General features: G+C 68.9%; 20 protein-coding genes and 1 pseudogene. 18 read left to right on the top strand and 3 right to left on the bottom strand.

The window, feature by feature from the left end:
* Nucleotides 1-48: 48 nt before the first annotated feature.
* A complete protein-coding gene (locus IPG50_23570) occupies nucleotides 49-774 on the top strand; it encodes a M15 family metallopeptidase (protein MBK6695164.1) in 726 nt (241 codons plus the stop codon).
* Nucleotides 775-818: 44 nt separating this feature from the next.
* Here the strand turns inward: IPG50_23570 and IPG50_23575 are convergent, their stop codons facing one another.
* Nucleotides 819-1,298 carry a CBS domain-containing protein gene (locus IPG50_23575; GenBank protein ID MBK6695165.1) on the bottom strand — a complete coding sequence of 160 codons (480 nt, stop codon included), beginning with the start codon at nucleotides 1,296-1,298 and terminating at the stop codon, nucleotides 819-821.
* 339 nt (nucleotides 1,299-1,637) lie between these two features.
* On the opposite strand from IPG50_23575, the gene IPG50_23580 reads away from it, so the two are divergent.
* A complete protein-coding gene (locus IPG50_23580) occupies nucleotides 1,638-3,116 on the top strand; it encodes an NAD(P)/FAD-dependent oxidoreductase (GenBank protein MBK6695166.1) in 1,479 nt (492 codons plus the stop codon).
* Nucleotides 3,117-3,150: 34 nt separating this feature from the next.
* Here IPG50_23580 and IPG50_23585 read toward each other — a convergent pair whose 3' ends face one another.
* Nucleotides 3,151-3,339: a hypothetical protein gene (locus IPG50_23585; protein ID MBK6695167.1), complete on the bottom strand. Its 189-nt coding sequence runs from the start codon at nucleotides 3,337-3,339 to the stop codon at nucleotides 3,151-3,153.
* A 580-nt stretch (nucleotides 3,340-3,919) separates the two neighbouring features.
* Between IPG50_23585 and mraZ the strand changes: the two genes are divergently transcribed.
* The 13 genes from mraZ (at nucleotide 3,920) to IPG50_23650 (ending at nucleotide 18,263) form a co-directional block, all read left to right on the top strand.
* A complete protein-coding gene (gene mraZ, locus IPG50_23590) occupies nucleotides 3,920-4,363 on the top strand; it encodes a division/cell wall cluster transcriptional repressor MraZ (protein ID MBK6695168.1) in 444 nt (147 codons plus the stop codon).
* Nucleotides 4,364-4,485: 122 nt separating this feature from the next.
* Nucleotides 4,486-5,421: a 16S rRNA (cytosine(1402)-N(4))-methyltransferase RsmH gene (rsmH, locus tag IPG50_23595; GenBank protein MBK6695169.1), complete on the top strand. Its 936-nt coding sequence runs from the start codon at nucleotides 4,486-4,488 to the stop codon at nucleotides 5,419-5,421.
* Entirely contained in the window at nucleotides 5,418-5,789 is a 372-nt protein-coding gene (locus tag IPG50_23600) for a cell division protein FtsL (GenBank protein ID MBK6695170.1), read from the top strand. Before rsmH ends, IPG50_23600 begins: the two co-directional genes overlap by 4 nt.
* Complete coding sequence (locus tag IPG50_23605; protein ID MBK6695171.1) at nucleotides 5,786-7,846, top strand: PASTA domain-containing protein; 2,061 nt, start codon at nucleotides 5,786-5,788, stop codon at nucleotides 7,844-7,846. Before IPG50_23600 ends, IPG50_23605 begins: the two co-directional genes overlap by 4 nt.
* Complete coding sequence (locus IPG50_23610) at nucleotides 7,843-9,369, top strand: UDP-N-acetylmuramoyl-L-alanyl-D-glutamate--2,6-diaminopimelate ligase (GenBank protein ID MBK6695172.1); 1,527 nt, start codon at nucleotides 7,843-7,845, stop codon at nucleotides 9,367-9,369. Before IPG50_23605 ends, IPG50_23610 begins: the two co-directional genes overlap by 4 nt.
* A complete protein-coding gene (locus IPG50_23615; protein ID MBK6695173.1) occupies nucleotides 9,369-10,832 on the top strand; it encodes a UDP-N-acetylmuramoyl-tripeptide--D-alanyl-D-alanine ligase in 1,464 nt (487 codons plus the stop codon). The genes IPG50_23610 and IPG50_23615 overlap by 1 nt, the downstream gene beginning before the upstream one ends.
* The gene (locus tag IPG50_23620; protein ID MBK6695174.1) at nucleotides 10,829-11,977 is read left to right on the top strand and encodes a phospho-N-acetylmuramoyl-pentapeptide-transferase; all 1,149 of its coding nucleotides are present in this window, start codon (nucleotides 10,829-10,831) and stop codon (nucleotides 11,975-11,977) included. Before IPG50_23615 ends, IPG50_23620 begins: the two co-directional genes overlap by 4 nt.
* 51 nt (nucleotides 11,978-12,028) lie before the next feature.
* A complete protein-coding gene (murD, locus tag IPG50_23625) occupies nucleotides 12,029-13,357 on the top strand; it encodes a UDP-N-acetylmuramoyl-L-alanine--D-glutamate ligase (protein ID MBK6695175.1) in 1,329 nt (442 codons plus the stop codon).
* Nucleotides 13,357-14,688: a putative lipid II flippase FtsW gene (ftsW, locus tag IPG50_23630; protein ID MBK6695176.1), complete on the top strand. Its 1,332-nt coding sequence runs from the start codon at nucleotides 13,357-13,359 to the stop codon at nucleotides 14,686-14,688. The genes murD and ftsW overlap by 1 nt, the downstream gene beginning before the upstream one ends.
* Nucleotides 14,685-15,449, top strand: coding sequence for a UDP-N-acetylglucosamine--N-acetylmuramyl-(pentapeptide) pyrophosphoryl-undecaprenol N-acetylglucosamine transferase (locus tag IPG50_23635; protein MBK6695177.1), 765 nt, complete (start codon nucleotides 14,685-14,687; stop codon nucleotides 15,447-15,449). The genes ftsW and IPG50_23635 overlap by 4 nt, the downstream gene beginning before the upstream one ends.
* Complete coding sequence (locus IPG50_23640) at nucleotides 15,377-15,955, top strand: hypothetical protein (protein ID MBK6695178.1); 579 nt, start codon at nucleotides 15,377-15,379, stop codon at nucleotides 15,953-15,955. Before IPG50_23635 ends, IPG50_23640 begins: the two co-directional genes overlap by 73 nt.
* Nucleotides 15,937-17,349: a UDP-N-acetylmuramate--L-alanine ligase gene (locus tag IPG50_23645; protein MBK6695179.1), complete on the top strand. Its 1,413-nt coding sequence runs from the start codon at nucleotides 15,937-15,939 to the stop codon at nucleotides 17,347-17,349. Before IPG50_23640 ends, IPG50_23645 begins: the two co-directional genes overlap by 19 nt.
* Entirely contained in the window at nucleotides 17,346-18,263 is a 918-nt protein-coding gene (locus tag IPG50_23650; GenBank protein MBK6695180.1) for an FtsQ-type POTRA domain-containing protein, read from the top strand. Before IPG50_23645 ends, IPG50_23650 begins: the two co-directional genes overlap by 4 nt.
* A gap of 50 nt (nucleotides 18,264-18,313) precedes the next feature.
* On the opposite strand, the gene IPG50_23655 is transcribed toward IPG50_23650, so the two are convergent.
* On the bottom strand, nucleotides 18,314-19,378 hold the full coding sequence (locus IPG50_23655; GenBank protein ID MBK6695181.1) for a chemotaxis protein CheB: 1,065 nt from the start codon (nucleotides 19,376-19,378) through the stop codon (nucleotides 18,314-18,316).
* Nucleotides 19,379-19,599: 221 nt separating this feature from the next.
* Between IPG50_23655 and IPG50_23660 the strand changes: the two genes are divergently transcribed.
* From IPG50_23660 to ftsZ, 3 genes and pseudogenes are all read left to right on the top strand, one after another.
* Entirely contained in the window at nucleotides 19,600-21,186 is a 1,587-nt protein-coding gene (locus IPG50_23660; protein MBK6695182.1) for a hypothetical protein, read from the top strand.
* Nucleotides 21,187-21,329: 143 nt separating this feature from the next.
* Nucleotides 21,330-22,622, top strand: coding sequence for a cell division protein FtsA (ftsA, locus tag IPG50_23665; GenBank protein MBK6695183.1), 1,293 nt, complete (start codon nucleotides 21,330-21,332; stop codon nucleotides 22,620-22,622).
* A gap of 254 nt (nucleotides 22,623-22,876) precedes the next feature.
* Nucleotides 22,877-23,962: pseudogene (gene ftsZ, locus IPG50_23670) on the top strand (cell division protein FtsZ).
* The last annotated feature ends 209 nt before the right edge of the window (nucleotides 23,963-24,171 follow it).

Consider the following 24,171-nt stretch of genomic DNA (forward strand, 5'->3'; position numbering starts at 1 on the left):
CGCGCCCCCGACCGCGACGCGGATCACGACCCGGGCTATCCTTGCGCGTTGGCGACGAAACCCTTTGCCTTGATCGGCGCCCTCGCGCTCCTTGCGACGACGGCGTCGGCCGATGAGAAGCCTCGCGCGTCGACGGCTCCGGGCGTCGGCCCGCGTCGCGACGCGCGCAAGTGCGCCGAACAAGTGGCGCAAACGTTCCTCATCCGTAGCCACTGGTTTCGGGGCACGTCACCGGAGGACAAGGCGCAGGGGGCGAAGCTTCACGAGGAAGCGATCCGCTACCGCACGGAGAAGTACGGGTACTTTCACGGCTTCGGCAAGCGAGAGTGGAACACGAAGACCCCGCGGGACTTCGCGACGGAGACGACCTTCTTCGGGCTGCCGCTGACGCTGCACGCGAAGGTGGCGCCGGCGCTGCGATGCGTGGAGCGCGCCCTCGAGGAGAGCGGCGCGGCGGCTCGTTACAAGCCGAGGCTGCTCAACGGCTTGCGCACAAAGAACACCTTTCACGGTGGCGAGGTCTCGAACCACGTCTACGGCATCGCGCTCGACATCGACGCGGACCAAAACCCTTGTTGCGGCTGCGCAGGGAAGCTCCGCGAGCACCCGCAGTGCAAGAAGCCTGTCGCTTCGGTCTTTCAGAAGGCGAAGATCCCCAAGGAGTGGGTCGACACCTTCGAGCGCTACGGCTTCCACTGGCTCGGACGCGACGTGCTCGAAGACACGATGCACTTCGAGTTCTTGGGAGACCCAGACAAAGTCTTCGCGGAGTAGCGAGAGTCGCGGCTGCCGTCCGCGCGGCCGCTCGTCGTCGGCGCTCAGCCCTCGAGCATGTCGCGGAGCACGCGCACGAGATCGAGCGCCGAGACGACACCCACGACCTTGCCGCCGTCGGTGACGAAGACGCGATGGATGCGACCCCGGGTCATGGTCTCTGCGGCCTCTCGGACGGGCGCGCTTGCGCGCACCTCGAAGACCATGGGGGTCATGATCTCGCGAACCTTCATGGCGGACAGGGCGCGCACGTCGAGTCCGCGCAGATCCTCGTGCGGGAGCGGCCGGTCGAGGCTGTAGGCGTAGAGCGTCTGGTCCAGGGTGGTGGCGGCCCCCTCCGACGCTGAGCGGAGGAGATCGGTCGTCGACACGACGCCGAGGAGCTTTCCTTGCCGGTCCGTCACGGGGGCGCCGCTGATCGAGTATTCGAGCAGGAAGTCGCGGAGCTCATCGACGCTCCACTCGGCGTCCGCGGTGAGGACGTTGCGGGTCATGACTTCGGAGACGTTGAGCGTGGTCGTCATGGTTTGCCTGTGGCGCGCCCCGAGGGGTGGCGCGGCAGCGGTTTCGGTGTCGATGGCCCACTTCGCAAGCCCACTGCAAGCGGGGAGAGCGACTGAACCGCGGGAAGGTTAGACCACGCGAGCAGGGGAGGGGAAGGGCCGAGTCGGCGTGGAACGCGCGGCGCATCGGTGGCTCCCGCACCCCTGGACCGGCGCGCCGAATCGGTCCACACGCCAGGCGCAGCCCACTATGCTCGCAGCGTCCCGGAGCGAAACGCGTGAAGAGCGGCGCCTTTCGCCGAGCGGTCTGACGGCGCGTCTCGTGGCGCGCGGAGGGGGCATGAGGAGATGAGGAGCAGCGTGGACAGCGGCAACGTCATCGTCATTGGGGCAGGGCTCGCGGGGCTCGCGACGGCGAGCTTTCTGCGAATGAACGGGTACGCCGTCACGGTCCTCGACGGCGCTCCCCGCGCCGGCGGCGTGGCGCTCACCCGCTGGAACCCAAGTCACACCGTCGAAGGGGGCGTCTACTTCTTCATCGAGCATGGCCCCGGGCTGGCAGCCTACGAGCTCTACTCGGCGCTGGGCGTTCTGCCGGCCGACGACGTGAGGACCGTCGAGCTCTACGCGCGCATCGTCGACGAGGCCACCGGCGCTGCGCTGTCCGTCACGCGTGATCTGGGGGCGCTCCGACGCGACCTCCTCGCTCTCGGCCCCGAAGACGAGAGGCTCATCGACGAGCTCGTCAAGGGAGCGCACGCCTTCGAGCAAACCGATCCCGTGAAGGTAGGGTTCGAGAAGCCGCCCGAGCTCCAGGGCTTCATCGACAAGCTCTCGCTCGGTTGGCACGCGCGCAACGCGCTCTCGATCTTCTCGAACAAGCGGCTGCTTGAGCAAACCATGGCGGAATGGCTCTCGCACGCAAAGAGCCCGGCGCTCCGCGCCGTTCTCGGCAACGTGTTTCCGCACCCCACCGTCGCGCCCTGGTTCGTCATGATGCTGCTCGGCCTCCTGGCGCGCGGGCAGGTCGGGCGCGTGACGAGCGGCGCCGACGCCTTCGTGGGCCGTCTCGAGAAGCGAGCGCTGTCGCTCGGCGCGCAATTCCGCTTCGGCGCGCAGGTCACGCGGATCCTCGTCGAGGAGGGCCGCGCGACCGGTGTCGAGCTGGCGGACGGCTCTCGGCTCGCGGCGAGCGCCGTCGTGGCCACCGTCGATACGCGGCAGCTGCATGAAAGATTGCTCGGCGGAGGACACGCCGACGCGCACACGCAAGAGCGGATGGACCGATGGCCGCTCACGTCGCCGGCAGCGTTCGTTCACTTCGTCGTCGCTGGAGACTTCACCAAAGAGGCGTGGCTTCAACAGATCGCGCTCACCGAGCCGCTCGCGCAGGGAACAGGGACGTTCGCCTCGTTGCGCTTCTTTGATCGCGGCACGTCTGGCGCCGGGCCCGATGAAACGGTCGTGCAGATCTCCGTCGACGTGAAGGAGCGCGACCTCAACGAGGCAGCGCTCGTCGCGGGCGCCCGAAGGCTCTTGGGGCGTCACGCGCCGCGAGCGCTCGATGCCGTACGCATCACGGAGGTCGTGATGCCGAGGGTGCACGAGCAGGCGGTCGCGGCCCCCGACGGCGTCACCAGCGCGTGGCTTCCCACCCCCAAGGCGCTCATGGCGCAGAGCCCACGCCGCGTGCCGGGGGTGGAGCGCTTGTATCTCGCCGGTCAGTGGGCCGTCGCCGGGGCCGGCGTGCTCGCCGTGCTCTATTCGGGAAGGCACGCGGTGCAGCTCCTGTGTCACGACGAGGGTAAGGCGTTCGTGCGCACCGTGCCTGAGGGGTGACCGGCGAGTTCCGGTTGAACGGCCGATCGAGCGATCAGAAATCGTTGACGCGCTCCATCGACCAGCTGCCGTCCAGGCCTTCTACCGCCATCCACAGCTCGCCGTCCGTGCCCTCAACAATCTCACCAGACCGGTAACTGGAGTTGTCGTCGTAGTCGCCCCCACTCACTTGCGTGAGCTCGATTTCGGAGAGTTCGACCATCGCGAAGGGGTTGGCGTTCATGCCTAGGACGGAGCAGGGAGCGTGCCGTAGCTAAGCGCGTGTCTCCCGGTCGATGGAGCTACGAAGCGGGACATCTTGTACCGCGCCGTACAACTCGGCGTGCACGGTGACCCAGACGGGCACTGATTGGCGGGCCTTCGCCCGTCGGCCTTCGCGATCGCCACCAGGACGACGACCCGAGACGGCCGCGCCGCGGGCGAGTGATTGCGGCCGCGGGCTTAGCGGTGCCGGTAGGGGAGAACGGGGCGCCGTGCGGCGGACTCGCCGTCGTCTTTCCCCCCGACCCCCCGATCTTTGCCCTCAGCCCCTTTTCCCCTCAACCTTCGCCCCTCCCACCCCCACCTGACCACCCGTCCATCCCCGCACACATGGACAGCCGTCCTGCCACCCTAAGTGCGCGATCACGCTTCGTTAAGTTGCCACCTATTTATTGACACCGATCCGTCGCCTCCATACCGTGCGAACAGCACGTGGGAAGAAGTGCCAAGGAGTGACAGGTAGCGGCGGCTCGGGGCATGATGTTCCGCTCCGACGCGACCCCTCCCCAAGGCCCTTCCCCCGGCGGTGAGGTCCCCCCTTCGTGTTCCGCGGTCGCTACGAGCACACGATTGACGCGAAAGGCAGGACCAGCCTGCCGGCGCGTTATCGCGACACGCTCGCGGCCTTGGGCCAGCGCCACATCGTGATCACGAGCGGCCTCGATCCCTGCCTCGTGGCCTATTCGCTCCCCGAATGGACCGGCTTCGAAGAGCGCCTCGCGAAGCTCCCCCAGTTCGACCGCGCCGTGCAGAAGCTCCGCCGCATCTACGTGTCCGGGGCCGTCGAGTGCGAGGTCGACGACTCGGGCCGCATCCTCTTGCCCGCCACGCTGCGCGAACACGCGTCGCTCAAGAAGGACGTTCTCTGGGCCGGAAGCGGTCGCTACGCCGAGCTTTGGGACAAAGAGATCTGGAAGACCCACTTCGAAACGACCGATGACGAGCGCCGCGACATCTCCTCGCGCCTCGCGGAGCTGGGTCTATGAGCGGACAAGCAGCGCGCGTCGTCCCCGATGCGCCCTCCTCCAGCGACGTCGCGCTCGCAGCCCCCGTCGGCTCGCAGCTGGCGCTGCCGGGCCTCGACGGCGGCGCCATCGAATGGGTCTGGATGGAAGAAGAAGGGCAGGTCGAAGTGGTGGAGAGCTACCAGCACACGACCGTCATGCTTCGCGAGATGGTGAGCGCCCTCGCGCCGAAAGACGGCGGCCTCTACGTCGACGCGACGCTCGGCGGTGGCGGTCACACCGAGGGCCTCCTCCTCGCCAACCCCAACTGTCGGGTCATCGGCTTCGACCGCGATCCCTCTGCCATCGCCGCCGCGGAGCGGCGCCTCGCGCGCTTTGAAGGACGCTTCGAGCTCGTGCGCGCCCCCTTCGGCTCCATTCGCGAAGAGCTCGCGCAGCTCGGGGTCACGCGCGTCGATGGCCTCTGCGCCGACCTCGGCGTGAGCTCGCCGCAGCTCGACGACGCCAGTCGCGGCATGAGCTTTCGCCGCGAAGGCCCCGTCGACATGCGCATGGACCCCACCAGCGGCGAGACGGCCCTCGAGATGATGCGCAACATGCGCGAAGAAGATCTCGCCGACGTCATCTACCGCTTCGGCGACGAACGACGCTCACGCCGCATCGCCCACAGCATCAAGCGCGCGATCCAGGATGGCGACCTCGTGACGACGCTCGATCTTCGCCGCGCCATCGTGCGCGCGACAGGCCCCGTCCGTACCGGCGGCGTCGACCCCGCGACGCGGACGTTTCAGGCCATTCGCATCGCCGTCAACGGCGAGCTCGACGAACTCTCACGGCTCCTCGAGGCCATGGGCGGGCTCCTCGCGGCCGGCGGCGTCGGCGCGGTGCTCTCGTTTCATTCGCTCGAAGACCGCCTCGTCAAGCACGCGTTCCAGGTGCGCGAGAGCTGGTCTCCCATCTGGAAGAAGCCCCTCGTCGCCGCCGACGAAGAGCAGAACATGAACCCTCGTGCGCGAAGCGCGAAGCTGCGCGCCGCCGTCCGTGTCACGCCGAGCGATCTGCCCGGAGCGCACACGTGAGCGCCGTTTCGTCGGGCCTCCCTCGGCGCTCACGAAGCTCCTTCGTCCTCGTCTGGACGCTCGTCGTCACGGCCACCGTCTGCGCGTTCATCGTGCACCTCGCGCTCCGCGGCAAGACGGTGTCCTTGGGCTACGAGCTGGGGCGCTCTCGCGCCGAGCAGGCGAGGCTCCGCGAAGTGAAGCGGGTCCTCGAGGTGGAAGCGGCGAGCTACAAGACCCCCGAGCGCGTCGAGATCGTCGCCCGGTCCCTCTTGGGGATGGAGGCGCCACCCGCCGACCGCATCGTGCAGATGCCCGGAGCGCCGGAGCCGCGACGCGTGCCGCTGGCAGCGACGGAGGGGGCAGAACAGCGCGGGGCCGCGCCGTGAGGAACCTCGACCCGAAGCGCGCGCGCTGGATCCGCATGCGCATGGGCGCTCTCCTGGGGCTCATGGGCCTCGGCCTGGGCGCGCTCGTGGCGACCGCCTTTCGCGTTCAGGTCGAAGACGGAAGCGCTTGGCGCGAGGTCGCCGAACGCCAGCGACAGCGGCGCCTTCACATCGAGCCGAAGCGCGGCACGCTGCTCGATCGCAACGGCACCACGCTCGCCGTGAGCGTGGAAGTCCCCAGCGCCAGCATCGACGTGGTGGAGCTGCTCCGCGGTGTCGAGAAACCGGAGGCGCAAGACGAGCTCCTCCGGGACGCGTCGCAGCGTCTCTCGCAGATCCTCTCGCTGCCCATCGACGACGTGCGGACCAAGCTCAACGCGAAGCGCCGCTTCGCGTGGCTCAAGCGTCGCATCACCGGCGAGGAGACGGCGGCGCTCAAGGCGCTCGGCGACGTTCGGCGCGAGAAGCGGCCGCTCCGCGGCATCGCCATCGAGGGGGAAGGGCAGCGTTACTACCCGGGCCGCGAGCTCGCCGGGCCGCTCCTCGGATTCGTCGCACCCGACGGCCTCGGCAAAGACGGGCTCGAGCTCTCGCTCGACGAGGACCTTCGCGGTCGCGTCGAAGAGGTTAACGGCTTGCGTGACCGGAGCGGTCGGCTCATCTTCTCGAACGGCTCGGCGCAGCCGGAGGCCTTCGCGGGCCACGATGTGCAGCTCGCCATCGACGCGGGGCTCCAGCGCTTCGCCGAGAAGGAGCTCGACGGGGCCTTCGGCACCTACGAGCTTCGGAGCGCCTCGCTCGTCGTCATGGAGCCGAACAGCGGCGAGATCCTCGCGATGGCGTCGGTGCCCGGCTACAACCCCAACGACTACGGTCAGTCGGAGACGGAGGCGCGTCGCGACCGCGCCATCGCCGATCGCTTCGAGCCCGGCTCCGTCATGAAAGCCTTCACGCTCGCCGGCGCTCTCGCGTCAGGCACGCTCAAGGCCACCGAGCAGATCTTCTGCGAGAACGGGAACTACAAGCTGGGCCCCGTCGTTATCCACGACACGCACCAGAACGGCTGGATGACGCCCACCCAGATCCTCGCCAAGAGCTCGAACATCGGCACGCTCAAGATCGGCCTCAGTCTCGGCGAAGCGGGTCTCTACGGGACGTTCCGCAAGTTCGGCTTCGCCGAGCCGACGGGCGTTCCCCTGCCAGGAGAGGCCGCCGGCGTCCTCAGGCCCCGCGGCCGCCCATGGTTTGAGGTCGAGACGGCCAACGCTTCGTTCGGTCAGGGCGTCAGCGTCACGACGCTGCAGTTGGCCACGGCCTTCGCGGCGCTCGCCAACGGCGGTCGCTTGCTCGAGCCCATCTTGGTGAAGAAGATCACCAACGCGCGCGGTGAGGTTGTTCGTGACGGCCTGCCACGGGTCCGCCGTGAGGTCGTGCCGCCGGGCGTGGCGCGCACCGTCGCGGACATGCTGACGGCTGTCACCGAGCCCGGTGGTACGGGCGTTGAGGCGGCCGTGCCTGGCTTCCGCGTGGCGGGCAAGACCGCGACGGCCCAGAAGATCGATCCGCTCACGGGGAAGTACTCCAACGAGAAGTACACCTCGTCGTTCGTGGGCTTCGTTCCCGCGGAGCGACCGCGCGTCGTGGTAGCGGTGGTCCTCGACGAGCCCATCATCGGCCACTACGGCGGCGACTTGGCGGGCCCGGTCTTTCGTCGCGTGGCCGAGGCAGCGCTCCGCACCCTGGGGGTTCACGCGCCGGCGCCTTCGCGCACGCTCGCGGTCTCACGCGAAGGCGACCCCGCCGATCAAGCGCGCGCGATCTTCGCGAAGGCGCGCCCCGTGGAAGCCGAGGTGCCTCCGGTGACCATGACCGACGGCGCGGTCCGCGTGCCGGATCTTGCCGGCATGCCCGCGCGAGAGGCCGTTCGCGCCCTCACGGCGGCCGGCTTCGTGCCACAGGTCGAGGGCTTCGGACGCCTCATCAAGCAGACTCCGGCGGGCGGGGCTCCGGCTCAGAAGGGGAGTCCGGTGCGCCTTCTCTTCGAGCCCGCCTCATGACGACGGGACTGTCGCTCGCGGAGCTGGGCCGCGAACTCAGAGGGAGCGTCGACATCGTGGGCGACGCGCGCGTGCGCGTCACCGGAGTCCACCACGATTCGCGCCGCGTGAGCGCCGGTGACCTCTTCGTCGCGCGTCGTGGCGGGAGCCAGGACGGCACCAAGTTCGTGGACGACGCGCTGCGACGCGGCGCCGTGGCCGTCCTCGCGGAGAGGGCGCCGCTCGCGGGCCTCTCCGTTCCCCAGATCATCGTGGGCGACGAGCGGACCGCCATGGCCTTCGCGGCGGAAGCGGTCTACGGGCACCCCGCTTTCTCCCTCGAGATCGTCGGCATCACCGGCACCAACGGAAAGACCACCACGAGTCACCTCGTGCGCGCGGCCATCGACGCCGCCGTCGGTGAGCCTTCTTGCGGCATCGTCGGCACGCTCGGGCACAGCTTCGGCGATTGGTCCGTGCCCGCCGCGCACACGACGCCGGAGGCCGACGAGCTCTCTCGCGTCCTCCTCGCGATGCGCGAGCGCAAAGCGGCGCACGTGGTCATGGAGGTGTCGAGCATCGCCCTTGAGTTGAAGCGCGTGGAAGCCATCCGCTTTCGCGTCGCCGCCTTTACCAACCTCACGCAAGATCACCTCGACTTTCACAAGTCGATGGACGCGTACGGCGCTGCGAAGGCGAGGTTGTTTCTCGACTTCGGTCCCGGCGGGGCGGTCGTCAACGTCGACGACCCCTTCGGGCGAGCGCTGGCGGAGCGTCTCCAGCGCCCGATCCGGACGAGCGCGCGCGACGACTTCGACGCGGAGGTCGTCCCAACCTTCACGAGCCTCGACCGGCACGCGCTCAAGGCACGCTTCCGTACGCCTTCTGGCAAGGTCGACATCGAGTCGCGGCTCGTCGGCGGCCACAACCTCGAGAACATCGCGACGGCCCTCGGCATCGTCTGCGCCCTCGAGCTCGACGTCGAGCGCGCCGCGATGGGCCTCTCCGCGTACGCCGGCGTCCCCGGGCGGCTCGAGCGCTGCGACGCGCCCGGTGACGACGTCACCGTGCTCGTCGACTACGCGCACACGCCCGACGCGCTCGTGCGGGCCCTCGCCGCGACACGCACCGCGAGCGAAGGGCGCCTCTTCTGCGTGTTCGGCTGCGGCGGAGATCGCGATGCCTCGAAGCGCGAGCCGATGGGACGCGCCGCGGCGCTCGGCGCCGACATCGTTGTGGTCACGAGCGACAACCCGCGCACCGAAGATCCGGCGCTCATCGCGGCGGCGGCCGCCGCGGGCGCGCGCGCGGAGGGGCTGTCCGACCTCGCGGCGAGCGAGCTCGGCGTGGCCGCGCGTGGCCTCCTCGTCGAGGTCGATCGAGAGCGTGCCATCGACCTCGCCGTCCTAGCGGCGGCGCCGGGCGATGCGATCTTGATCGCGGGCAAAGGGCACGAAGACTACCAAGTGGTCGGGCACCAGAAACTTCCCTTCGACGATCGCGTCGTCGCGCGAGCCGCGCTTGGGCGCCGGCGGGGGCGCTAGTGGCGACGCCGATCCCGCAGAATCGCGCGCCCATCTCGAGCCGCGAAGCGACGCTCGCAACTGCCGGTCGACTGCGCGGCGACGCGAACGCGCAGCATCACGGCCTCACCACCGACAGCCGCGCCGTGGTCCCCGGCTCGATCTTCGTGGCCCTTCGCGGCGAGGTCCACGACGGTCACCAGTTCCTCGCTGCGGCGGAGGGCGCCGGTGCGACGCTCCTCGTCGTCGAGCGGGGCGCTGCCAAGCTTGATGAGCTCCGCGTCGATGTCCTCGAGGTCGACGACACGCTGTGCGCCTGGGGCGACCTCGCCGCGTTTCATCTTCGGCGGTGGCGCGAATGCGATAGGGCGGTTCGCGTCGTTGCCGTCACCGGCAGCGTGGGCAAGACGACCACGAAGGAGCTGTGCGCGGCGCTGCTCCGGGCCGCCGCCGGCGAGAGCGCCGTTGTGGCTACCGCCGGCAACCTCAACAACCGCATCGGCGTGCCGGCCATGATCTTCACGCTGACCGAGGCGCATCGCTTCGCGGTGCTCGAATGCGGCATGAGCTTGCCGGGCGAGATGAGCGAGCTCGCGAGGATCGTCCGCCCCGACGTGGCCGCCGTCACGCTTATCGGGCTCGCACACGCCGAGAACCTGGGGGGTACCCGGGAGGACGTGGCCCGAGAGAAGGGCGCCCTCCTCCGCGGCGCTGCGACAGGCGCGACGCTCATCGTGAGCGCCGATGATGCGCTGTCGGTGGCGGAAGCCCAAGCGGCCGCTCAGTTGGAAGCGGGCCGCGCACTCCGCGTCTTCTCCCGGCACGCTCCGTCCGATCTCGCCGTCGTCGAGCGAGAGAGCCTCGGCTTCCGCGGCGCGCGGCTGCGGCTCGAATGGCGCGGCGGCCGGTGCGTTTCCGTCGCGTTTCCGCTCGTCGGCGAAGGCGCCGCTGTCGACTTCGCGTGCGCCGCGCTCGCGGTTGAGGCCGCCCTTGGGCGTCCCGTCACGGACGAAGAGCTGAGCGCTGCCGCCGCGGCGGTCTCTAGCATACCGGGCCGCGCCGCCGTGGCCGTACGAACCGATGGGGCCATTGTCGTCGATGACACGTACAATGCCAGCCCTCAGAGTATGGACAACGCCCTCGCTTCCTTGTCGGAGACCGCGCGCGCCGACGGTCGGCGCGCCGTCTGCGTCCTCGGTGAGATGCGCGAGCTTGGGCCCCAAGCAGCGGAAGCCCACGACGAGCTCGGTGACGCCGTTGCGCGCGCCAGCGTCGGTCTCTTCATCGGCTGCGGCGGGCTCATGGACCGCGCCGTCGCACGGGCGAAGGAGAAGGGCGTCCCCGCCGTGGCTGCCGGGAGCGTGGAGGCCGCGGCGGCCCTCGCGCTCCGCGAGGTGACGCCGCGCGACGTCGTTCTCGTCAAGGGCTCTCGCTCCATCGGCACGGAGCGCGTCGTTCGTGCGCTCATGGGAGACGCACGTTGATCCCCGAACTCTTCTATCCGCTGCGCAACTCTGCGAGCTGGCTCGGCTGGCTCAACGTTCTGCGCTACGTACCCTTTCGCATCATCGCCGCCACCATCACGGCCATGTTGCTCTCGTTCATTCTGTCGCCCTGGTTCATACGCGAGCTACAGAAGAAGCAGATCGGGCAGGTTGTGCGCGCCGACGGCCCCGAGACGCACAAGGTCAAGCAGGGGACCCCCACGATGGGCGGCGCGCTCATCCTCTTGTCGGTGCTCTTGCCGACGGTCCTCTGGTGCGACATCAAGAACGTCTTCGTGTGGGCGACGACGGCGGTGACCGCTGGCTATGGCGTCATCGGCTACCTCGACGACTACCTGAAGATTCGCTTTCGCAACTCGAAGGGCGTGCCCGGCCGCTACAAGCTGCTCGGCCAGTTCGTGATCGCCGGCGGCGTCCTCGCGTACGTCTTGCTGTCGAAGGAGCACGTCCCGGCGGATTTTTGGGAGATCCGCACGCGCCTCTCCATCCCCTTCTTGTCGTTCAACAAGCACCCCATCGAGCTTCCCATCGGGGTCTACCTGCCGTTCGCGATCTTGGTGGTGATGGCCATGTCGAACGCCGTCAACCTCACCGATGGGCTAGACGGTCTCGCCATCGGCCCGGTGATCATCAACGGCGTCACCTACCTCGTTTGGGCGTACCTCGCCGGCGCCACCTTTGGCATCGCGAACGTCGCGCAGAAGTTCGTGGTGGCGCGGTACCTCGACATCGCCGGCTTCGGTGGCGTCGGTGAGCTGTCGATCTACTGCGGCGCCATCGTCGGCGCCGGCATCGGCTTCCTTTGGTACAACACGTACCCGGCGCAGGTCTTCATGGGTGACGTCGGCTCGCTAGCGCTCGGCGGGGGCCTGGGGATGGTCGCCGTCTTCACCAAGAACGAGCTCTTGTCGATCATCCTCGGTGGCGTCTTCTTCCTCGAGGCCGTGAGCGTCATCGTTCAGGTCACATCGTTCAAGCTTACGGGCAAGCGCATCTTCCTGATGGCGCCGATTCATCACCACTACGAGAAGAAGGGGTGGCCGGAGCCAAAGATCATCGTCCGCTTCTGGATCGTGTCGGTGCTTCTGGCGCTCGTGACGCTCTCCAGCCTGAAGCTTCGCTGACGAGAAGAGCCCCCAAGACACCAAGTCAAAGAGAACGAGGAGCGACGAGCCGTGCTGAAGGGAAAACGTGTCGTTGTCGTCGGCTTGGGACTAAGCGGGGTAGCGGCAGGGCGTCTCTGCCTGAAGCGCGGCGCCCGCGTCGTTGGCGTCGATCGGAAGGCCCTCGCCGAGCTCGGCGCTGCCGCCGCCCAGTTTGTGGCCGACGGGGGCGAAGTCGCGGCGGACTCGGAGCGCGACCGGCTCGTCGATGAGGCCGACGTCGTCATCGTGTCGCCGGGGGTTCCGCCGTTCGCGGCGTTGAGTGATGCCGAGCGCCGCGGCGCCGCCATTTGGAGCGAGGTCGAGCTGGCCACGCGCGAGCTCGCGAGGCCTGCTCCCATCGTGGCTGTCGGTGGGACCAATGGAAAGAGCACGACGACGAGCCTCCTGGGCGAGCTCTTCATCGCTGCCGGAATGAAGACCTTCGTGGGCGGCAACCTTGGTGAGCCGCTCTCGCTCCACGTCGACGAACTGTGGGACGTGGTCGTGCTGGAGGTCTCGAGCTTCCAGATGGAGCGCGTCGACACGTTCCACGCGCGCGCGGCGATCTTGCTCAACGTCACGCCCGATCATCTCGACCGGTACGACAGCTTTCACAGCTACGCGGCGGCGAAGGGGAACGCCTTTCGCCGACAAGGGCCCGCCGACCTCGCCGTCGTTCCCTTCGGCGATGAAATATGCCTCCATCAGGCGCGCCGCGGGGGCGCCCGTCTCACCACCTTCGGAGCCGGCGGCGACATCGACGTCACGGCGGAGGCCATCGTCGTCAGGGCGACGGCAGAGACCTTCGCGCCCGACGAGATTGCCCTGACGGGCGCGCACAACGCGCAGAACGTCGCCGCGGCCCTCGCCGTCGCCTTCGACATGGGCGTCTCTTCAAAGGCCGCGCGCCAGGTGCTCGCGTCTTTTTCAGGGCTCGCGCACCGCATGGCCTTCGTGCGCGCCGTCGGCGGCGTCCGCTACTACGACGACTCGAAGGGCACCAACGTCGGCGCGTCGGTCACGGCGCTCTTGGGCGTCCCGGAGCCGAAGGCCGTCCTCATCGCCGGCGGCGTCGACAAGGGCGGGAGTTACGCGCCCCTCGCCGAGGCGCTCTCGCAGAAGGGCAGGGCGGTGGTCCTCATGGGGCAGGCGGCGCCGCTTCTGGCGGCGGCCATCGGCCAGCGAGTGCCCGTCCACCAGGTCGCGTCGATGAACGACGCGGTGAAGAAGGCTCAGGAGTTGGCCCAGCCCGGCGATTGTGTGCTTCTTTCTCCTGCCTGCTCCAGTTTCGACATGTTCCGTGACTACAAGGACCGCGGCGACGCCTTTGTTCGCGCGGTGAAGGGCCTCGGTGGATGATGTTTTGGACTCGTCGCGAATCGCAAGCGCCAACGCGGGGAACCTCGCGGGCGCCCGCGAAGCGCGAGTCGCGCGACGAAAGAGCCGCCGGCAACCGTCGCATCGCCATCGAGCTTGCGGCCCCCCTCGACGCGCGCCCGAATGAGCGGCGCGCGGCCGGGCCCGTCGACCCCATCATGGCCGCCGTTGTCATCGCGCTCGTCGGCTTCGGCGTGGTGATGGTCTACAGCGCGTCGGCGGTCCACGCGACGGTGACCCACCGGGATCCGCAGTTCTTCCTCAAGAAGCAGGTCGTCTACGCGACCATGTCGCTGCTCATGATGTACGGCGTGAGCCGCATCGACTACCACCGGCTCTACAAGCTGACCTACCCGGTCCTCGTAGGCGTCGGCACGCTGCTCACGCTCTGCGTCGTGGGCTTCGGTAAGAGCGGTGGCGGCGCCACCCGCTGGCTCGCGCTCGGTCCCATCCACGTGCAGCCGGCGGAGATGGCGAAGCTCGCGCTGGTGACGTGGCTGGCGTATTCGCTCGCGAAGAAGGCCGAACGCGTCAAGACGTTCGCCGTCGGCTTCTTGCCGCACCTCTTGGTCGCCGGGCTCTTCATGTTCCTTTGCATGAAGCAGCCGGACTTCGGGAGCGCTGTCGTGCTCCTCCTCTTGACGTTCACCATGCTCTTCGTGGCAGGCGCCAAGCTCGGCTACATCTTGGGCGCGTCGATCCTCGGGAGCGCGTTCGCGGTCGCGGCCATTCGATTCAGCCAGTACCGCTACGTCCGGTACCTCGCGTGGATGAACATGGATCAGTACAAGCACGACCTCGCCTACCAGCCGTTCCAATCGGTGATGTCGTTCGGCTCCGGTGGCACGACGGGCCTCGGAATCGGAAAAGGGCTCCAGACGTTGTACTTGCCGGAGGCGCACACTGACTTCGTCGCCGCCATCGTGGGAGAGGAACTTGGCTTCATCGGGATCTTGCTCCTCGCCGGCGCCTACCTGCTGCTCGTGGTGCGCGGCGTGCGCGCCGCGCTTCGCGCACCGGACGACTACGGCGCGTACCTTGGGTTTGGCATCGCCACGATGTTCGCGGTGCAGGCCCTCGTGAACCTGTCGGTCGCGTTGGCCGTTCTGCCGACGAAGGGACTGACCTTGCCGTTCTTGAGCTACGGTGGGTCCTCTCTCTTGGTGAACGCGGCGGCGGCCGCCGTGTTGCTCAACATCTCGCGGCAGGGCCCCGTCGAGGCGCTTCGTCAGCCCGAGTCCGGCAGCGGGCTCGACGAGCGGGGCCAAGCGAACGCCGACGAGTCGCTCACGCCGACGTTGGAGGCGCTGTGAGCGGCGCCGCGAAAGAGCGCGCCGCTGACAGTGAGCGGCCCACGGTCCTTATCGCCGGCGGCGGCACCGGCGGTCACGTCTTTCCAGCCCTCGCCGTGGCCGACGCGCTGACGCGCATCGCCGACGTTCGCGTCGTCTTCGTCGGCACCGAGCGCGGCCTCGAAGCCCGCGTGATCCCCGAGCGCGGCTACGCCCTCGAGACGCTGCACGTGGAGCCCATGAAGGGTGGCGGCGCGTTCCGCTTTCTTCGTGGCGGCGCCGTCGCAGGCGCTGCCGCCGTGCGCGCGGCGGGCCTCTTGCGCCGGGTCCGGCCCCGCGTGGTCCTCAGCGTGGGCGGCTACGCCGCGGGCCCCGTGTCCTTGGCCGCCGCCGCGATGCGCATCCCCGTCACGCTGCTCGAGCCGAACGCGGTCATGGGATTTGCGAACCGCGTCCTCGCTCCCGCCTGTCGGCGGGCATACGTGGCCTGGCTCTCGGCGGCGGGCGCATCCACGCCGCGCGGCGCGGTGCGCGCCTTTGGTGTGCCCCTGCGCGAGGGCTTCGAGGCGTCGCCCTACGAGGTTCGGGGGCAAGCCGGCGCCTCGGTGCGGGTGCTGGTGCTCGGCGGCAGCCAGGGCGCGCAGGCCATCAACGAGCGACTCCCCGACGCCATCCGCGCGCGCAGCGGGTCCACCCCGCTCTCAGCGTCGTGCATCAAACGGGCCGCGAGCGCGAGGCCGACGTTCGAGCCGCTTACGAGCGCGAGGGCGCGAAGAACGTAACCGTGGCCGCCTTTCTCGACGACGTGGCCGGCGCCATGCGCGACGCCGACGTCGTCGTGGGCCGCGCCGGTGCCAGCACCGTCGCGGAGATTAGCGCCGTCGGCCGCGCCTCGATCCTCATCCCGTTTCCGTTTGCCGCCGACGATCACCAAGCGAAAAACGCGGCGGCGCTCGTTTCGGCGGGCGGTGCGCTCGCCATTCGGCAAGAGGCCGCCGACGGCGTCCGATTGGCACGCGAGCTGGTGCTCTTGTTTCAAGAGCCGGAGCGGCGCGCGGCGATGGCAGAGGCGGCCCGAAGCGTCGGACGGCCCCAGGCGGCGGCCCAGGTGGCCGCCGACTTGCTTGGCCTCGCGGGTATCGTCCCGCGGCCGCTTGGGCCCGGCCCCGGCAAGGCCGGCGTCGGAAGCCGAACCGTGGCGGAAGAGGCCGAAGACTTGCCGGATGGGCGCGTTGTTTCGTATGGCCGTATAGAAGGGCGCGGTCAGGAATGTTTCGAGGTCGGGTAAGGCACGTTCACTTCGTCGGCATCGGCGGCATCGGCATGAGCGGTCTCGCGGAGATCCTTCGCACGATGGACTTCGACGTGTCTGGCTCCGATCTGAAAGAGAACGACATCACGCGGCGCCTCGTGACCATGGGCGTGACCTTCCAGTCGGGCCACGCCGCCGCGAACGTCCGCGGCGCCGACGTCATCGTCTACTCGACGGCCATCAAGTCCGACAATCCTGAGCTCGTGGAGGCGCGCGCCCTCGACATCCCCGCCATCTCCCGCGGCGAGATGCTCGCCGAGCTCATGCGGGTCAAGTACTGCGTGACCATCGCCGGCTCGCACGGCAAGACAACGACGACATCGCTCGTGTCCACAGTCCTCCGCGCCGCGGGGCTCGACCCAACGGTCGTGGTCGGCGGCAAGGTCAACGCCCTCGGCTCCAACGCGCGCCTCGGCGCCGGTGATCTCTTTGTGGCCGAAGCCGACGAGAGCGACGGCTCGTTCTTGCGCCTCACGCCCACCATCGCCGTTGTCACAAACATCGACGCCGAGCACCTCGACCACTACGGAACCCACGAGGCCGTAAAAGAAGCGTTCGTGCAGTTCGCCAACAAGACCCCGTTCTACGGCCTCTGCGTCCTCTGCCACGATCACCCTCACGTTCAGGAGCTCCTGCCGCGGATCAACCGGCGTCACGTCACCTACGGCATGGCGCGACAGGCCGACTACCGCGCCCGCGATCTCGCCTTCGAAGGCCTCTCGACGCGCTTCACGGTCACGCGCCGCGGCGAGTCGCTCGGAGAGTTCACTGTGCGGATGCCGGGCGCGCACAACGTTCAGAACGCCCTCGCCGTCATCGCCGTCGCCGACGAGCTGGAGGTGCCGCTCAACGTGACACGGGAGGCCATCGCGTCGTTCCACGGCGTCCAGCGGCGCTTTACGGTGCTCGGAACCGTGCCCATCGCGCGTGACGGCAAGCGCGGCGACGTGATGATCGTTGACGACTACGGGCACCATCCGGCGGAGGTGGCGGCCACCTTGGCGGCGGCCCAGTCCGGCTTCGACCGCCGCGTCGTCGTCGCCTTTCAGCCGCACCGCTACACGCGCACGGCGGCGCTCTTCGAAGACTTCACGCGCTCCTTCAACGGCGCCGACGTCCTCGTCGTGACCGACGTTTACCCGGCCGGCGAAGCGCCCATCGAGGGCGCGTCAGGCGAATCGCTCTCGAACGCGATTCGCGCGCACGGCCACCACGCCGTCACCTTCGTGCGCGACAAGAAGCAGGTCTCGGCGAAGCTCCGTGAGATCGTGCGCCCCGGCGACTTGGTCATCGCGCTCGGCGCCGGTGACATCAATCAGAGCGCGCGTGAGCTCCTGAGCGTCCTCGAAGCCGAGGGCAAGGCGCCGTGATTCCGTCGAACCGTCGCGTCGCAAAGCCGCAGCTGCCGCCGGACGTGCTCGGCGACGAGTTCGAAGAATCGGAGCCGCTCACCGTGAGCGAACCGCCGTCCGTTGCGCCCCCGCCGGCGGCGGCGCCACCGAGCCGATTCCTCGTCGGCTTCATGGCGGTCATCCGCGTCGTGCTAAGCGTGCTCCTCGTCGTATCGGTGGCCGGTGGCCTGGCTTGGTCGACGCGCCGCTACGTCCGCGAGAGCCCGCGCTTCGCCCTCACCAACGTTGCGGTGTCGGGGAACCACCACCGGAGCGAGGCCGAGATCCTCGAGCGCGCCGGCCTCGCCCTCGGGCAGAACGTCTTCGCGCTCGATTTGGCCGACGTGAAGGAGAAGCTCTCGAGCGACCCGTGGCTCCGTGAAGTGACGCTGTCGCGTCGTCTACCGGGCACGGTCCTCGTGCACGTCATTGAGCGCGAGCCCGCGGCTCTCGTGGGCATCGGCGACACGGTGTACCTCGCCGCGCGCGACGGCGAGATCTGGAAGCGCCTCGAAGCGAGCGACCCCGTCGACATGCCGATCGTGACGGGCCTGCGCGCCGACGCGGTGCTTGAGGACCGCGACGGCGTGGTGCTCGAGATCAAGCGGGCCCTCGACCTGGTCGCGGAGTACGGCGAGACGTCGCTGTCGGCGAAGGCGCCGCTCCAGCAGGCCCACGTGGGCGATGACGGCGCCATGACGCTCGTGGTCGGCAAGTCGGGCTTGTCGCTCTCGCTCGGCAAGCCGCCCTACCGGCGTCGCCTGGAGCAAGCGGTGCGCGTGGTCGCGGAGCTCGAGCGCCGCATGGGGCCGCGCGCGCTCACGGAGAAGGCCGACAGCATCATGCTCGACAGCGACGCGAGGCCCGACCGAGTCGTCGTGCGCATGCGCTGAGGCCGCTCGCGCCGCGGACCTGCGCCGCGCCGGCTCGTTAGTCGGCCGGGTCAACCGTCGGGAGGGGGCAACGTGGGCAGACGCTCTTGCGGGTATGCGAGCGCGACGAGGGCGCTCCCGATGAGCTGCGGCGACATCGTGCGCTCGATGACGCCCTCGGCGACGGCGCGTCGCGGCCCCTCGTTGGCGAGCGCGGAGCGCTCGTGCTCGGCGATGGTGAGGGCGCCCCGCGCGCGGAGCTCACGGAGGCCCTCGACGCCGTCGGTGCCTGCGCCGCTCAGGATGATCCCGACGGCCCCATCGCCAAAGATGTCGGCCATGGAGCGAAAGAGCACGTCGGCGCTCGGGCGCGGCCCCTCGGGCGGCTCGCTCGTCGTCGCCAGCTTGCCGCCCGCCTCGCAGATCAAGTGGTGCGAGGAGTTCGCGAGCCATACCGTGCCCGCCGTGGGCACGACCGAGTCGCGCACGACCTCGACGGCCAACGTCGTGGACTGCGCGAGGAAGCGCGCGTACGCGTCCTCAAAGCCCGGGGGCAGGTGTTGAACGATGGCGATGGGCAACGGGAAGCTCGCGCTCAGCTGCCGGAGAATGTGCAGCGTTGCCTGCGGGCCGCCCGTCGACCCGACGATGCCCACCATCTTCGCTTCACGTCGCGTCGACGCTTCGGTCGCTTCGGCCTCGGCATCGGGCGGCGCGAGCGACATCGACCGGGGCCCGACGGCTGTACCGGCGAGGCGGCGCACCACGTTGCGGAACGCGACGGCGCTCTCACGCTCCACGATGGAAGGCTTAACCACCAAGTCGAGTGCGCCGATCTCCAGCGCTTGAAAGAGCATCGTCGAGCGATTCGACGGGCGCCCCGTTACCACGAGGATCGGGACCGGCAGCTCCGCCATGATGCGCTTGATGGCGCTGAGTCCGTCGAGGCCGGGCATCTCGATGTCCATCGTGACGAGATCCGGCTTGCGCGCGAGCACCACCTCGATGCCTTCATCGCCGTCGGAAGCTTCGCCGACGACCTCGATGTCACCGTCGGCCTGCAGCAAGAGCTTCAGAACTTCGCGATACGTGCGCGAGTCGTCGATGACGACGACCCTCAGCTTCTGACGATCCACGAGGCCCCCAGGAGCTTGAAAGTATCAGGACCGCGCTGGCGCGACGGCTCAAAAGGACCGCACGCGCGCCGGCGCGTGATGGGCACGGCGCGGTCGTGACGCTGCTGTAGGTGCTTGGCGCACGGACCTCGATGGCGCGTGGCGGCAGCGGGAAGTACGCGGGGCGCCCGAGGGCCGTCCGGAGGCCATCGTGAGCCGATCCGTGCTACGTCCGCTCCCCTATGCGCTCCACCGGTTCCGTGGCTGTGGCGGTCGTCGCGCTCGTCGGAGCTTGTGGCTCGGAGGGGCGTTCGGGCATCACCCCCAGCGATGGCGGAGTCGGTGACGCGTCCGTCGGGACCTTCGTCGACGGCGGCGGCGCCGACGCAGGACGCCGCTGCGAGCCTGACGCGCTCGATCAGGCCGGATGCCCGTGCACCCTCGGTGAGACCCGTGCATGTTACACATCAGCCGCAGCGACGCGCGCCGTGGGCACCTGCAAAGACGGGAGCCAAAGCTGCGAGGGCGGCGGCGAGTTCTCGCGGTGGAGCGCCTGCGTGGGCGCCTTTGCGCCGACGAAAGAGCCCTGCGCCGCGGGCGTCGATCTCAACTGCAACGGGAAGGTCGGCTGCGCCGATCCGCTCTGCGCCAACGACCCCATCTGCGACACGCCGTGCACCGATGGCGAGACGCGCGCTTGTTACGGAGGTGCGCCGGGCACCGACAACGTGGGGGCTTGCAAGGCCGGTCGCCAAACCTGCATAGCCGGGCACTGGACCAAGGGGTGCGTCGGCGAGGTGCAACCGACCGGTGAAGCGGGCCACTGCAAAGACGGCGTCGACAACGATTGCAACGGCGTGGCGGATTGCAAGGACGGCGCGTGCTTCTTCGATATCGCGTGCCTCCTCGGCTGCACCGCTGGCACGACCCGCGACTGCTACGAAGGGCCCGCGGGCACCAACGGCGTGGCCTCGTGCCACGGCGGCTCGCAGACCTGCAAGCCCGACGGCAGCGGTTTTGGCCCGTGCACCGGTCAGGTGTTGCCCGGCACCGAGGCAGGCCAATGCGCCGACACCGCCGACAACGACTGCGACGGGTACATCGACTGCCAGGACTCGGAGTGCACCGTGCTGCCGGCCTGCTGCGTGGTCAACGCGTCGCCGGCCGACGGCACGTTGTGGGCGAACTCGCCCACGGTCCTCTATCGCATCGACCCCTCGACCTTCGCGGTGACGACCGTCGGGAGCTTCAACGTCGGCGATCCCATGACCGATATCGCCCTCACTCCGGGCGGCGTCTTGCACGGCATCTCGCAATCGGCCCTCTACCAAATCAACAAGTCCACCGGCGCTGCCACGGCCATCGCGTCCGCTGGCGGCGGCAATAGCCTGACGTTCCTCGCGAACGGCAAGCTGCTGGCGGCCGAAGCCGGCGGCTCGGTGTGGTCCATCAACCCGGCCAACGGCGCGACGACGAGCAACGGCGCGTTTGGAAATGACCTCAAGGCGGCCGGTGATCTCGTCGCGGTGGCCGACGGCTCGATGTACGGCGTTTCGTCCACCTCGGCCGGCGGCGGCGACGCCTCGTCGAACAACCTTCTCCTTCGCGTCAATGTGGCGACCGGCGCTGCGTCCGTCGTCGGCCCCATTGGTCACATGAACGTCTGGGGCCTCGCGTACGCCAACGCTCACGTGATTGGCTTCACCACCGAGGGCAAGATCCTCAACATCGATCCGGCGACCGGCGCCGGGACGGTCCTCGCCCAAAAGTCCGTCGAATTCTGGGGCGCGACCCAATCGCCCTTGGTGGACGGAAACCGCTGCCCTTAGGGGTACGAGCTCGGTGTCGTCGGTTCAGGCCGTTTGCGCCAGCGTTTTGCCCGGCGCCGTGTGCCGAGCGGCCGTGTAGGGCGCTCGCTCGCGCGATCGAAAGTTGGCCCCACTTTCGAGGCCGTGCTCAATCTCGCTACGCCATGAGCAACGCGCACGGTGAAATCGTCGTCGGTCTCGACATTGGAACCACCAAGGTTTGCGCCGTCGTCGGCGAAGTGGGGGAAGACGGCATCACGATCCTCGGGGTCGGGTCCGTTCCCTGTCGTGGCCTCCGCAAGGGCATCGTCTTGAACATCGACTGGACCGTCCGCTCGATCAAGGACGCCATCGAGAGCGTCCAGACGATGGCCGGCGTCGAGATTCGCACCGTGTACGCCGGCGTCGCCGGGAGCCACATCCGCTCGCAGTCGTCGGACGGTGTCGCGGCCATCGGCGGCGGTGAGGTCACCCGCGCCGACGTCGAGCGTGTCCTCGAGGGCGCCCGAGCCATCCCCGTCGACGCGGATCGCCAGATTCTCCACGTCCTGCCCCGCGAGTTCATCGTCGACACCCAAGACGGCATTCGCGATCCCATCGGGATGAGCGGCGTCCGCCTCGGCGTAAAGGTGAACCTCGTGACCGCTGCGACGACTTGCGTTCAAAACGTGATCCGCTGCGCCGAGCGCTGCAACCTGGCCGTCGCCGACGTAGTCTTGGAGCCCGTCGCGAGCGCCGAGGCGATCCTCTCCGACGACGAGAAGGAGATCGGCGTCGCCGTCGTGGACATCGGCGGCGGCACCACCGACATCCTCATCTTCGTCGACGGCGGCGTCGCCCACGCGAGCGTGATCCCCGTCGGCGGCAACAACATCACCAACGACATCGCCGCGGGCCTCCGCACGCCGATGGCGGAGGCGGACCGGTTGAAGCGCCTCTCGGGCTGCGCCCTGGGCCGCATGGTCTCCGACGAGGACGAGATCGAGGTCCCCGGCGTCGGCGGTCATCCGCCGCGCAGGGCCGCACGCCGTGTTCTCTCGGACATCATCGAGCCGCGCGTCGAAGAGATCTTCGCCGTCGTCCGCAAGCGCATCGAAGACACGGGGCTCCTGGAGCAGCTCTCGGCGGGCGTCGTCCTCACGGGCGGAGCGGTCCTGCTCGAAGGCATGCCGGAGTTCGCCGAGGAGATCCTCGGGATGCCGGTCCGCATCGGCTACCCCTCGGGCGTCAAAGGCCTCACGCAGCTCGTGCAAGGGCCGCAATACGCGACGGGCGTCGGCCTCGTGAAATACGGAGCGCACATGATCGCGGAGGCGACGGCGCGCGAGAACGCACCGACCCACAGCACCACGCGGCTCTCGGTCCAGGGCCGTAGTTCGGTCGCCGACAAGGAAGCGGCACCGGCGCAGAAGGCGGAAAAGTCCGGCTTCTGGGAGTGGATCCGTCAGGCCTTTTGAGGCCTCCGGGCCGAGCTTCGCGATAACGAACGCGGAAACTTGGCCCACCTAGAAGAACTTCGATATCGGCAAGATGTGAGCAGTTTCGCCGCGGGCCCCTAGGCAGCGGCCGGTTGGAATGAACGTGTTTCGAGCGGGGAGGCGACCCGGCACGAAGCACACAAGGTGTGACGACCCAGGCGACATCGCTGGGGCGCCCTCCAGATCTTTGTTTTTCCGGATCGCACCAAGCGATCCGGTCTGGGAGGACGACGATGAGTTTCTCGATCGAGTTCGCGGACGAGCAGCAGGAGTACCAGGCGCGGATCAAGGTCATCGGCTGCGGAGGCTCCGGCGGCAACGCCGTGAACACCATGATCAACTTCGGCCTTGAAGGGGTCGAGTTCATCGTCGTGAACACGGACGCGCAGGCGCTCAATGCGAACCTTGCGCCGACGAAGCTCAACATCGGCGGCGCGGTCACGCGCGGCCTCGGCGCTGGCGCCGATCCGGAGCGCGGCCGCAAGGCGGCCCTCGAGGACGTGCAGCGCATCAAGGAGCTCATCAGCGGCGCCGACATGGTCTTCATCACAGCCGGCATGGGCGGCGGCACGGGCACAGGCGCTGCGCCGGTCATCGCGCAGCTGGCGCGGGAAGAAGGCGCGCTCGCCGTCGGCGTCGTGACCAAGCCCTTCATCTTCGAAGGTCGTCAACGCGCCCGTCGCGCCGAGCAGGGCCTCGCGCTCCTTTCGGAGCACGTCGACACGCTCATCACGATCCCGAACCAGAAGTTGCTCCTCCTCGGTGACGACGAGCTCACGTTCGTGGAAGCTTTCCGCAAGGCCGACGAGGTGCTCTACCAGGCCGTACGCGGCATCAGCGATCTCATCACGCAAAACGGCATCGTCAACGTCGACTTCGCCGACGTGAAGACGGTCATGAACCAGATGGGCCGCGCGCTCATGGGTACGGGCCTCGCCAAGGGCGCGAACCGCGCGCGTCAGGCCGCCGAGATGGCCATCTCGTCGCCGCTCTTGGACGACATCTCCGTCGAAGGCGCGACGGGGATCCTCATCAACGTGGTCGGCGGCCCCGACCTCAAGATGAAGGAGATCCAAGAGGCCGCCTCGCTCGTCCAGGAGATGGCGCACGAGGACGCGAACATCATCTTCGGAGCGAGCATCGACGAGACGCTCGGCGAGAACGTCAAGGTCACCGTCATCGCGACGGGCTTCGACACGGCGACGCAGCAGGCCGAAGAGATGGTGGCCGCGCAGCAGCGCCTCTCGGCGCCGGCGTCTGGCTCGATGGCAGGCTCCATGTCGGCGCGGCCGTCGCTCTCGCGCGATGCGCTCTCGCAGTTCGGTCCCCAGCCGGCGAGCGACCCGGCGAACCTGTCGCGTCGTCCGGCCTTCGCGCCCGATCTCCGCGCCTCGCAGGCTGCGGCGAGCGCGAGCCGCATGCCGGCCGCGCGCGGCAGCGAAGCGAGCCGCGAGGCGGCACGCGAGTCGAGCCGTGACGTGGCACGCGACTCGGGCCGCGAGGCCCCGGTCTCACGCACCGAGCAAGC

It is taken from the genome of Myxococcales bacterium (assembly GCA_016703425.1).
Taxonomy (GTDB): Bacteria; Myxococcota_A; Polyangia; order Polyangiales; family Polyangiaceae; genus JADJCA01.

Bases quoted from the DNA above. Each gene is read 5' to 3' on its own strand.
- IPG50_23575 (MBK6695165.1), bottom strand. From the start codon at position 1,298: ATGACGACCACGCTCAACGTCTCCGAAGTCATGACCCGCAACGTCCTC.
- IPG50_23585 (MBK6695167.1), bottom strand. From the start codon at position 3,339: ATGAACGCCAACCCCTTCGCGATGGTCGAACTCTCCGAAATCGAGCTC.
- rsmH (MBK6695169.1), top strand. From the start codon at position 4,486: ATGGAAGAAGAAGGGCAGGTCGAAGTGGTGGAGAGCTACCAGCACACG.
- IPG50_23610 (MBK6695172.1), top strand. From the start codon at position 7,843: ATGACGACGGGACTGTCGCTCGCGGAGCTGGGCCGCGAACTCAGAGGG.
- ftsW (MBK6695176.1), top strand. From the start codon at position 13,357: ATGTTTTGGACTCGTCGCGAATCGCAAGCGCCAACGCGGGGAACCTCG.
- IPG50_23645 (MBK6695179.1), top strand. From the start codon at position 15,937: ATGTTTCGAGGTCGGGTAAGGCACGTTCACTTCGTCGGCATCGGCGGC.
- IPG50_23660 (MBK6695182.1), top strand. From the start codon at position 19,600: ATGCGCTCCACCGGTTCCGTGGCTGTGGCGGTCGTCGCGCTCGTCGGA.
- ftsA (MBK6695183.1), top strand. From the start codon at position 21,330: ATGAGCAACGCGCACGGTGAAATCGTCGTCGGTCTCGACATTGGAACC.